General features: G+C 52.6%; 9 protein-coding genes. All 9 read right to left on the bottom strand.

Annotated features, from left to right (window positions below; genetic code table 11):
• Position 1 precedes the first annotated feature (1 nt).
• Positions 2 to 889, bottom strand: a complete 888-nt coding sequence (locus QD47_RS14070) for a dihydrodipicolinate synthase family protein (RefSeq protein WP_044646726.1) — start codon at positions 887 to 889, stop codon at positions 2 to 4.
• Positions 890 to 1,042: 153 nt separating this feature from the next.
• A complete protein-coding gene (locus tag QD47_RS14065; RefSeq protein ID WP_044646725.1) occupies positions 1,043 to 2,044 on the bottom strand; it encodes a proline racemase family protein in 1,002 nt (333 codons plus the stop codon).
• The gene (locus QD47_RS14060; RefSeq protein ID WP_044646724.1) at positions 2,041 to 3,249 is read right to left on the bottom strand and encodes an NAD(P)/FAD-dependent oxidoreductase; all 1,209 of its coding nucleotides are present in this window, start codon (positions 3,247 to 3,249) and stop codon (positions 2,041 to 2,043) included. Before QD47_RS14060 ends, QD47_RS14065 begins: the two co-directional genes overlap by 4 nt.
• Positions 3,250 to 3,388: 139 nt before the next feature.
• Complete coding sequence (locus QD47_RS14055; protein WP_044646723.1) at positions 3,389 to 4,912, bottom strand: Ig domain-containing protein; 1,524 nt, start codon at positions 4,910 to 4,912, stop codon at positions 3,389 to 3,391.
• Positions 4,913 to 5,081: 169 nt separating this feature from the next.
• The gene (locus QD47_RS14050) at positions 5,082 to 6,188 is read right to left on the bottom strand and encodes a M24 family metallopeptidase (RefSeq protein ID WP_044646722.1); all 1,107 of its coding nucleotides are present in this window, start codon (positions 6,186 to 6,188) and stop codon (positions 5,082 to 5,084) included.
• A 38-nt stretch (positions 6,189 to 6,226) separates the two neighbouring features.
• Positions 6,227 to 7,153 carry a carbohydrate ABC transporter permease gene (locus QD47_RS14045; RefSeq protein WP_044646721.1) on the bottom strand — a complete coding sequence of 309 codons (927 nt, stop codon included), beginning with the start codon at positions 7,151 to 7,153 and terminating at the stop codon, positions 6,227 to 6,229.
• Complete coding sequence (locus QD47_RS14040) at positions 7,150 to 8,055, bottom strand: carbohydrate ABC transporter permease (RefSeq protein ID WP_044646720.1); 906 nt, start codon at positions 8,053 to 8,055, stop codon at positions 7,150 to 7,152. Before QD47_RS14040 ends, QD47_RS14045 begins: the two co-directional genes overlap by 4 nt.
• 33 nt (positions 8,056 to 8,088) lie before the next feature.
• Positions 8,089 to 9,444: an ABC transporter substrate-binding protein gene (locus tag QD47_RS14035; protein WP_235332266.1), complete on the bottom strand. Its 1,356-nt coding sequence runs from the start codon at positions 9,442 to 9,444 to the stop codon at positions 8,089 to 8,091.
• Between the two features lie 123 nt (positions 9,445 to 9,567).
• Entirely contained in the window at positions 9,568 to 11,160 is a 1,593-nt protein-coding gene (locus tag QD47_RS14030; protein ID WP_044646718.1) for a helix-turn-helix domain-containing protein, read from the bottom strand.
• Positions 11,161 to 11,165: the final 5 nt, after the last annotated feature.

Here is an 11,165-nt window from a genome sequence, read left to right as displayed (position 1 = left end):
TTCAGGATGAAACCCCGCTCGGACGAACCGCCACCTCAAAAGCTTCGCGAATGCGGTCGTAATCCGCCTGTGGCAGCGCAAGTCTGGGCGGGCGTGTCGGGCCGACCGGAAATCCGGCCAGCTCCATCATGTATTTAATGGACTGTACGAGTTGCGGGCTGGCATCATAGCGGAACAACGGTAGCAGCCTGCGATACAAAGCGGAAGCTTCCGCTATATTTCCCGCCTGTGCAAGCTGGAACAGCTCTACCCCTTCCTTGGGTAACGCATTAGGTACCCCCGAAATCCAGCCTGTCGCGCCGAATAACGCCCCCTCCATAGCCAGATTATCTACCCCCACCATGACCTCCAGCTCTGTATTTTCCAAAATAGCGTGAATACGTCGTACATCACCTGAAAATTCCTTAACCGCTACGATATTTTCAATGCGCGACAAGTCCGCAAGGATATCCGGGGTCATATCGACCTTGTAATCATGGGGATTATTGTATGCGATGATGGGCAAGCCTACCTCCGACAATGCTTCATAGTGGGCCGTTACCTCATGAGGCAGCGGATTGTAATTAATGGGCGGCAGCGCCATGACGCCAGCTGCTCCGGCATCCTTTGCATGCTGTACCCAATGCACCGCCTGCCTGGTGGATGGAGCCGCCGAGCCGACAACGACCGGGACCCGCCCCGCCGCAGCGTCAATTACCGTATGCACAACCTGCGACCGTTCCTCCGCGGACAAAGCTGCATATTCTCCCAGTGATCCCGTAGGAACCAGTCCGCTAATGCCGTTTGCAATCAGATGCTCGCACAGCTCGGTCAGACGTTTGTAATCGACCTCCAGCTCTGCCGTGAACGGTGTAACCAACGCCACATATACACCTTCAAAACGTGCCATATGCTCACCAACCCTTTCCCATCTTTATTTTGATATCCAGTATGTTGCATCCTTCGATTCCAGTCGCTCGCGGGTACAATATATAGACGGATAGAATCATTCCGATCTATGTGCTGCTGATGGAAAGCCGCTCTTTGAATTGATGCAAAATGCTCACATAAGTAAAAATCCTGCTCTGAGCGGGTCCTCTGGATCAACCACAAATTGATGATGTCCCGTCACCCAAGCCGAGCCTGTAATTTGCGGAATCACTGCCGAATAAGGGCCTACCTGTGTTTCCCCCACAATTTCAGCCCGAAACATGGAGCCTGTGATGCTTTCGTGTACAAATGACTCATGCAAGCCCAGCTTTCCATTGGCGTGTAGCACCGCTACCTTGGCCGAGGTTCCTGTGCCACAAGGTGAACGGTCGATGCCTCCCGGCGGAATGACGACTACATTGCGGCAATCGGCCTGCGAAGCCACAGGTTCCCCGTAAAATTCAATATGCGTCAGTCCCTGGATGACCGGATTTTCAGGATGCACCACCTCAATCACAGCATTCACCGCCTCCCGAATCCGCACCGCCGTTCGTACAATCTCTGCCCCATTGCTCTGCTCCAGCGCAAGACCGATGGAAGCCGCCTCAATAATGCCGTAAAAGTTACCTCCATACGCAATATCCAGCGTGACTAGACCGATCCCCTCGACATCCACCTCTACCTCCCGACGGTAAACAAAAGAAGGAATGTTCGTGAACGTCACCTGTCGCACTTTTCCCTCGTCTACATCCAGCAGCACTTGAACCGGGCCTGCTGGGGTATCCAGCAAAATCGTTTTTTTGTCCGCAGCAATCAATCCGCCTTCCATCAGCGCCGTGCATACGCCAATCGTATCGTGGCCGCACATCGGCAAGTAGCCGCCTGTCTCCACGAAGACCACACCGATATCGGCACCCGGATGGCAGGATTCTGTTAAAATACAACCCGACATGACCTCATGCCCGCGCGGCTCGAACATCAGCAGACGACGAAAATCATCATGATGCTCTGCCATATACGTCATCTTTTCCAGCATCGTATGACCCACCAGCTTGGGCGCACCGTGAATGACTGTCCGCGTCGGATTTCCTCCCGTGTGGGTATCAATCGTCGTAATTTTGCCTGGTACACTCATCCGGTTACCTCCCCATAAAGCTGATTGCTGCTAAAAGCTTCCCCAAATCGGTCATACCGCAAGGGCTCTACCGGAATGCAAGTCGATTCGCCGCGTACCATTTCGGTCACCAGCTTCCCCGTAACTGCCGCGAGGCTAATACCGTCTCCTTCATGGCCCGAGGCGATAAACAGCCCTGGTATTTCGTTCACCGCCGATACAATCGGCAAGTGATCAGGCGTCCATGGCCGCAATCCGGTATATGCCCTCATCAGCGGCACGTTTACCAAGTCTGGAAAAAAGCGAATCGCTCTGCGGGCGATTAACCGGATCACCTGCTGATCCACACCTGTATCCATACCGACAAACTGACGGCTACTGCCGATCAGGATATTTTGCGATGCGGTCGGCTCGAATACCAGTGCTACACCATATTTTTCATACACCTCATCCACACTCCGCTGCCCGCCAAACTTGCTCATCAGATACCCGAACTCCATCACCTTCCGGTTCCCGATCGAGGGCATCCGGGCAGACACCAGAATATGTCCTTTGCGCGGCTTAATCGGAAGATGAAGACCGAGTGATTGACCGATGCTGCGTGTCCATACGCCTGCCGCCAGCACCACCGCTCCAGCGTGGATAACACCATGAGGCGTCTCCACTCCCCGGACGTTCCCCCCTTCGTCCTTGAGGACGGACTGTATCGGCGTACGCGGCAGTAATCTGGCTCCCATCCGACGTGCGGCCCCGGCCAGTGCATACGTCATCAGCACCGGATTCACGGTTGAATCTGTCGCACATTCCAGCCCGCCCGGCAAATCTTTAGCCAAATGCGGCCATTCCTCCTGCAGATCCTGCTGATCCAGCATGCGAAACGGAAGTCCCTCCTGCTGCTGACGGGCCACCCACTGCTCTGCCGCCTGCATCTCCTGATCATTTTCACAGACCAAAATACTGCCCGGCGCACGATACTCGAACTCATCCTCCAGTTCTCTAGCCAGCTCTGCCACCAGCTCCTGTGATACCAGCGACATTCGGCTGTCAAATCCCGGCTCCTTGTCGATCGCTAAAATATTTCCATCACAACGGGACGAAGTGCCTCCAGCAATCTCCCCTCGCTCAGCCAGCACAACCTTCAAACCGGATTTTGCCGCATAATAAGCGATAGCTACCCCGATGATCCCGCCACCTACAACGACCAGATCTGCCGCATCGTGTTTCATTCATTTCCCCTCCCTCCGACCACTCAAGCCCGAGTACATCATAATCATACGCATCATAATCAAGCCGACTTTGTCCCCGAATCTCCACCCTTGCAAGTTCACTTTAAAATCCGTGGCAGCCACGATGGATTATTTTCAGTTACAGCTTGAGCGTAAAGCTTTGGGTCACAGGCTTGCTCAGCTCGTCATAATCCCGTAGCTGTACGGTGAACGTATATGTCTTCTTCTCTGCTCCGCTGTCTGCTGTCCCGCTGATCGTTCCTGTGAAGCGATCCAACTTCAAGCCTGCGGGCAGTTCACCGCCTGTCACAGTCCAGTCGTAAAACGGTACGCCTCCTTTTGCCTCCAGCTTGGCCGTGTACGCCTTTCCTTTGGCGGGTTCAGGCAGTTCCTTCGTAATGATTTCCGGCGCAATGAAAGGAGTCAGATTCTTACGCAGCGGCCAGCCTGCCTTTTCCGCTACCAGCAGCGAAAGCTTCGTGTTCATCCAGCGCCGGGTCGGGAACATATGCCGCCAGCCACCGTTTTGTCCGCTCAGTCTGTCAACCTCCGCAAGCTCCCCAGAGAGATGATAGCTGTCGTCCAACGCGGCCGCTCTGTGTTGATAGGCCATAATGTCCGGGTCAATTCCTGCCGCTTCCTTCAGTGCTTTGACGCCCGGGAACGTGTCGCTGAACACAATCGCATGACCAAATTCATGCATGATCAACCCATGCACATCAGTTACCTTGGAGAGATCGGATTGATACCATTCTTCATCGTCCACCGATGTGAATGGAATTGCATCATCATAAAAATCCAGAATCAGACTGTAGGAACGGTTTAAGTTCCCCGGCACAGTCACACCATTGCGTGTATGATAATTGCCGTTATCGGCTGGAAAGCCTGTAGAATAAGGTCCATTCAGACCTCTCATAAACACCCACATGCCCTTATAGGGCTTATCATTCGTCACCTGTATTTCATTTTGCCAGTCGTCTCCCGGCAGATGGTTTACCTCCGCATTGGCAGGAACCTCGTCGAAGGAATCCAGATCAAAGTAATAGAACCAGTCCTTCACCGCCAGCTCTGCGGCTTTTCTGGTAGAAGCATCTTTGAAATAGGGCATAATCGTATCGAAGCGGTAGTCAAAATGTATGGGTACTTTTGGCTCTTCATTGTCGTCCTGATCCAACACCCGAATCGGAATGGACTGGACCTTCGTCTGCCCATCATGTCCGGCAATGGACATAGAGAGCGTATAATGCTCTATTTCGCCGTTTCCTCCGATCCGGTCGGGATGGATGGCTAGTCGGAATTCTTTTTCCTCCTGCGCGTTGTTAAAGGTTAAGGTCTTGCTTGCGCCTTGGGCCGACAACGTACTTGGCAAATCCATCATCAGCCGGGACGTGCCCTGCGCATTCAGCGTAACCGTCACTGGAAAAGCGGCGTCCGCAGGCGGCTTTACTTTTAGCTTCACATACGGGTTCGCAAGATATCCTTGCCAATCGACCAGGTCTATACCGTAATCGTTCACCGTCCGGCTAAAGATGTCGATGACTTTTGCATCCGATTCCGCCTCGGCATAAGCCTGTTGACCCGGAATGGCTGGGGTCAAAACAACGATGAGAGAAGCCGCTAGCGCGGTCAGCCATATTTTCGTGCGTCTTTTTTGCATGTTCATGCGATCCCTCCATATCGTTTTTGGATGACTGGCAGACAGACATGTTCTTACAGCATTTTGCATCATTTGATTCCCAACGCTCGAAAGTACAATATATAGACGAACTAAACCGTTTCGATCAATATAATATTGCTGATTTGAAAACGCTCTTGGGATGTATGCAAAATGCTCACAATAAAAGCAGCTCTTTTGGCGAAGAGGTCAGTACCTTTACACCATCTTCTGTGATCAGCACATCATCCTCAATACGAACCCCGCCGAAGCCGGGGATATAAATGCCTGGTTCCACGGTAATGACATGGCCCGGTACGAGCACCGACTTACTTTCGCGGGACAGGCGTACCTGCTCATGAATTTCCAGACCAAAACCGTGGCCCAATCCGTGACCAAAATGTTCCCCATAGCCGTATGAGGCAATCACATCCCGCCCCAGACTGTCCCCCTCACTGCCGCTTATTCCGGGGCGAAGTCCTGCAATCGTCTTCATGTTCGCTTCCAGCACAATGGCATACAGTTCCTCATGACGTTCTGACGGTTTGCCGACGAAAACCGTACGCGTGATATCGGACAAATAGCCGCGCACATTTGCGCCAAAATCCATCGTGACGAACTCGTTCTGACCAATTTCCTTGTCACTGGCCAGTCCGTGCGGCAGCGCTGAACGCTCACCCGAAGCGACAATAAATGCAAAACCACCCGATTCCGCGCCAGCCAGCCGCAGCCGATATTCCAGCTCCGCCGCAATCCGCCGCTCTGTAACCCCTGGCTGAATGTAATTCAGCACCTCCGCAAAAGCGGCATCGGTGATACGCGCCGCTTCGCTGATCGTGCGAATTTCCTCATCGTCCTTCACATCGCGTAGCCGTTCAATCACATCCTCTGTTTGCACATATTCCAGCGAACCCAGCACGGCTGAAAGCTGATTCGATTGCTGAAGTGAGAGATGACGGCTCTCCAACCCCAGCCTGTGAACCCCCAATTTGTCTATCAGATCAGCCACCGTCTGGAAAATTTGTGCCTCATGCCGAATGACCGAATATTCCGGTGCCTGATCCGTTGCCTGCATCATGTAACGGAAATCCGTCACCAGAAAAGCATCTTCCTCCGTAATAAGCACGATCCCTGCCGAGCCTGTAAACCCCGACATATAGCGCCGATTGGGTCCGTGTGTAATGAGCAGCGCATCTATACCCAGCGCCGAAAACTCCGACCGCAATCGGGCCAATCTGCCCGGAACACCCTGTACCCACTTTGCCGAACCGATTTGCTTTTCCAAAGCTACAGCCGCCTCCTGAATTGTAGTTTCAATTCCTTCTAGCCTTTGATGCCTGTCAATGTGATGCCCTCAATAAAATAGCGTTGTCCGATAAAGAAAATCAGGACAATGGGAGCCAAAATCGTGCTGGAAGCCGCCATCAGATAAGGCCAATTTGTGTTGTTCAGCCCCCGGAAAGTCGCCAAGCCCAGCGCCAGCGTAAAATGCTTTTCATCGCTCAAATAAATAATCGGGCCTAAAAAGTCATTCCACACATCAATAAAAGTAAATATCCCGATCACAATCAACGCGGGCGAAGACAATGGAATAATGACGCGCCATAGTACGGTCAGAGGTGTGCCCCCGTCCATATATGCCGCTTCGTCCAGATCACGTGGAATGGTCAGCATGAATTGTCGCATCAAAAAGATGTTAAACGCCCCTCCACCGAACCATGCGGGAACAATCAGCGGCAGGAATGTATTCAGCCCACCCAGCTCACGCCACATAACGAAGGTTGGAATCAGCGTCACTGCGTAAGGCAGCATCATCGAACCGATCAGCAGTGAAAAAATCAGATTACGTCCGGGCCAGCGCAGGCGGGCAAAGGTAAACGCCGATACAATTGAGGTCATCATCACTCCTGCCAGCACACATACCTCAATCATGAACGTATTCATAAAATACCTGCCGAACGGTACAGAAGTCAGCGCTTCCGGGTAATTGCTCCATTGAAAAGGAGACGGTATCCACTCTGGCGGGAACACGAAAATTTGTGATGTGCCCATCAGAGAACTGCGAATGAGCCATACAAATGGCAACAGCATCAAGATACTGCCCATGATTAAAACGACATATAGCAGAACACGACTGATTTTGAGCGGCTTGGCTCGGGTGGTGGTGGCGGGACTACGGGAGCGTTCAGGCTGTGGATGCGGTTGTTTCGGTGTTGGTGAATTGTTGACAGAAGAAGCGACTTGATTCATGAACGTTCCCCCCCTTCATAGTGAACCCACTTTTTGGACGTGGAGAAAATCAGGACGGTCAGCACCATAATGACGAAAAATAAGATCCAGGCCAGCGCCGACGCATAGCCGATTTTGGTCTCCGTAAAGGCCGTGCGCCACAAGTAGAATACATAGAACAGGGTCGAATTGTTAGGCCCCCCGTTCGTCATGACATACGCCTGATTAAATGCCTGAAAGGTACTGATCAAAGACATGACCAAATTGAAGAAAATGGTCGGTGTCATCGAAGGAATCGTAATATGAAAAAATTTGTGCCACATATGGCCGCCGTCCACCTCAGCCGCTTCATACAGATGGGTGGGAACGGACTGAAGCCCTGCCAAAAAGATAATGACCGTGTTCCCGATACCCCAGGTGCTCATCATAATCAGTGAGGGTATCGCAGTGCTCTCGTCATAAATCCATTTGCTCCCCGGCAGTCCAACACTCTCCAGCAGCGAATTCAACAGACCAAAATCCGGGTTGAACATCCACAGCCACAGCATCGTGTTGGCAATACTCGGCACAATGGTAGGTAAATAATAAATCGTGCGGAACACCGATAAACCCTTCACCTTTTGATTTAATAGCAGCGCAATGATAAACGCCGCCACCAACCCGAGAGGCACGCTGCCCAGCGCGTAATATGTGGTCACGAACATGGATTGGGAAAAGGTAGTGTCCTCCGTCAGAATCGTCCGGTAATTATCCAGGCCAATAAAGGTCATCTGTCCGCCAATGGTCCAGTCGGTCAGGCTGAATACGAATGAGGCAGCGATTGGGCCAATCGTAAATATGAGTAGTCCCAGAATGGCAGGAAGCGCGAACAACAGACCCCAGTTACGCTCCATGCGCATCATTCCTGATTGCTGCCGCTTCATGGGCCAATCTCCTTTCGCAGCTGTGCTGCCGATTTATTCATCCGGATATACTCCCTGGAGCAGCGGCTGAATAATAGGCTCCAGTTCATCCAATGCCTGCTGCGGCGTCTTTTTATTCGTCCAGATCAGGTCCAGCCCCGGGGTCAGCTTGGAACCGATATCAGGCCAATTGCGAAGGGTAGAGGTGGACGGCTTGATCGCATAATCTCTGGCATACTCGATGCCTGCCTGCTGAAATTCCGGCGGATGTGCAGCATTATTTGTCCATGATTGGATGGCTTGCTTATCGGTATAATATTTTTCCTCGATAGGCATCCACAGACCGGATTTGAACAAGTCCACCTTTTCCGGATTGTTATGATACAAATAAAATTCGAGTGCTTCCTTCGGATGCTTGGTGCTCTGGAAAATAACAGTGGCTCCCGCAACGATCATCGTTTTGGGTTCTTTAAGCTTCGGCAGAACGCCGATACTCCATTGCAGCTGCTTGTTGTTCGAAAAATCGAGCAGCGACCAGGTTCCGTCCACCACCATGGCAACCTTTTTCGTCTGAAGCCGGATCGTATTGGATGGCATGTCCTGCTGCTGGATCAAATCGGGAGATACATGCTCTTTGAAAACCAGATCCTGTAGCTTCTGAAATACCTCCACCGACTCGGGGCTATTCAGTGTGTACTTCTTGCCCGTTTGGTCGGTCAAAGCTCCGCCGTTGCTCGCCAGAAGCGGTCCCCAGGAGCTGCGGTCGTTGCCGAAGGCAAAGCCGTATTGCACAATATTTTTCGGATCAAAGCTGCTGTCACCGGGATGCCTGCCGTTCTGATCCTTGGTCAGCTTTTTGGCGATTGCCAGAAATTCATCCCATGTCCAGGCCTTTTTAGGATCAGCCGGAGGAACGGGTACGCCTGCTTCTGCAAACAGCTCCTTGTTGTAAAATAACTGCATCACTTCCAAGGCGGTGTAATTGCCGATAGACTTGCCGGGCTCGCTGTAGAGATAAGAGGATTTAAGCTTGTTTTTTAATTCGGGATATTCATCATAATAGGAGGATAAATCCAGGAGTCTGCCTTCACTTGCCCATTTCATAGTAAGCGAATCGCCGAGGTAGGCGATATCGGGAAGCTGATTGGCGGCCATTAACGTGTTAATCTTCGTCGTGTAATCACCCGGGACATGCTCGCCCTTCACTCGGATATCCGGGTGGGATGCATTAAAGCTTTGGATCATTTTTTCCATTGCCTGCTTCTCGTCATTGCTCCCCCAGTACATGAACTTGAGTTCGACCGCATTAGGGTTGACCGGTTCACCAGCGTTACCACTGCAAGCCGTCAGCCCTGTCAAAATCGCCGTCATCACGAGAGCCATCCATGTCCGTAACCTTCGTTTCAGCAAATCAACCGGCCCCTTCCTGAACTGGATTCTCCTTACAAGCCTATTATGCGCCGAGAGCCCGGAGCCGACTACCCAACGACTCCAGACTCTCTTTGTTTTGGTATGATTTTTTTAACAGCGCGTTTACAAAAATGTTTTACGAAACTCCGTTGGGGTCAGTCCGGTATGCTTTTTGAAGGCAATGCTAAAATAGTTCGTATCCGCAAAGCCCACAAGCTCCGCCACCTCAGCAACCTTCCGATTCGTGTCCAGCAGCAGCTCGCGGGCACGTTCGAAGCGGACACGCGTCTGATAGTCGGCAAAGCTTTCTCCCGTAACCTGCTTGAAACGGGCACTCAAATATTTGGGGCTCATATTCATGTACTCTGCAAGACGGTTCAGCCCGCCATCCTCCTGAAGATGCTCCCGAATCCATTCCTTGGCCCGCTGGAATTTGCGTGGAATGCCCTTCTCGCGTGATTCTCGGACATGGCGACCCACCCGCACAAAATAGCGGGATACATAGTCGATCATCTCGGGACCGTGCCGCAATCGGGACAGCTCCAGCAACGGGTCCTGCTCCTGCATGGACGTTTGGCCTACGGATGCGTCGCTTTGGACGATCCGCATGACGAACAGAACGAGCTGGGTGACGATCATTTTTACCTGCTTGACGGGCAAACCTGCCAATTGTCCCGACCATTCCTGTAAAATCGCATGTACAGCGGCATCATTTCCGGCCCGAATTTCCGTAATCATCAGCAGCTCCTTCTCCAGCAAATGACTGCTATTCGGCTCGGCCGCCTGAATGCTCTCATAGGGGATGATCTGGCTATAGCCGACCCAGCCCCGATGTTCTGCCGCCCGCACAGCTTCCTCATATGCTTCGGGGAGCTGCTCCATCCGCCCTACAGGCCGGCTAATCCCGATGGACACCGCACGGTTCAGCCGCTCCTGTACCGCCTGCCGGATATGCTGTGCTGTCCGCTCCGTCGTCCTGCAAGATGCTGCTGCCAGCAGCACGACACGCCGATCCCGGGAAACCGCCGCTCCGTGTGCCTTCGCCCCGGTTGCTGCCGCAGCTTCCCAAGCCAGTCCGGCGAATACATTGCTGCTTCCCTCCTTGCAGCCGTGCAGCTCGCTCGTGGCGGCCGCTTCCTGCTGCTGCGGCTCTTCCAGCTCGCAACACAGCACGGTATAGGGAGGCCCGGAAGTCTCGCCGGAAAGCTCCAGCCCGTCCATCTCCCGAATAACCTCGGCTGCGGGACGCCGCTGCTGTAACAGATCCAGCAGCAAATGCTCCCTGTACAGCGGCTCCGACGAACGATGACGGTGAATGACTTCCTCCTCGCTTCTTCTCAACTGCACAATACGGTCTTCGGCCCGCCGCAGGGCCGCTTCAAAATCCCCGCTGGTCACAGGCTTGAGCAAATAATCGACCGCTTGAAGCGAAACCGCCTGACGAATGTACGTCACAGATTCGTACCCGGTCAGGAATAGCAAAGGTGTACGCTGATCCTTTTCCCGAATGATTTTTGCAATGTCCAGTCCGCTCATATCCGGCAAATTAATATCCAGTAAAATTATGTCCGGTCGCCGCTCCGCATACAAACGTAATGCCGTTTCGCCGTCACCCGCCACATCACTGACTTCCACAGGCAGGCCGCTTTCCGCCACCATCAGCTTCAGTCCTTCCCGAATATGATATTCGTCGTCCACAATCAGCAGCCGGTACATGCCAT

Source organism: Paenibacillus terrae, from assembly GCF_000943545.1.
Lineage (GTDB): Bacteria > Bacillota > Bacilli > Paenibacillales > Paenibacillaceae > Paenibacillus > Paenibacillus terrae_A.
The sequence above is the reverse complement of the archived record's forward strand: the minus strand, read 5'-3'. Positions and strand labels throughout refer to the sequence as shown.

Bases quoted from the DNA above. Each gene is read 5' to 3' on its own strand.
- QD47_RS14070 (WP_044646726.1), bottom strand. From the start codon at position 889: ATGGCACGTTTTGAAGGTGTATATGTGGCGTTGGTTACACCGTTCACG.
- QD47_RS14065 (WP_044646725.1), bottom strand. From the start codon at position 2,044: ATGAGTGTACCAGGCAAAATTACGACGATTGATACCCACACGGGAGGA.
- QD47_RS14060 (WP_044646724.1), bottom strand. From the start codon at position 3,249: ATGAAACACGATGCGGCAGATCTGGTCGTTGTAGGTGGCGGGATCATC.
- QD47_RS14055 (WP_044646723.1), bottom strand. From the start codon at position 4,912: ATGAACATGCAAAAAAGACGCACGAAAATATGGCTGACCGCGCTAGCG.
- QD47_RS14045 (WP_044646721.1), bottom strand. From the start codon at position 7,153: ATGAATCAAGTCGCTTCTTCTGTCAACAATTCACCAACACCGAAACAA.
- QD47_RS14040 (WP_044646720.1), bottom strand. From the start codon at position 8,055: ATGAAGCGGCAGCAATCAGGAATGATGCGCATGGAGCGTAACTGGGGT.
- QD47_RS14030 (WP_044646718.1), bottom strand. From the start codon at position 11,160: ATGTACCGGCTGCTGATTGTGGACGACGAATATCATATTCGGGAAGGA.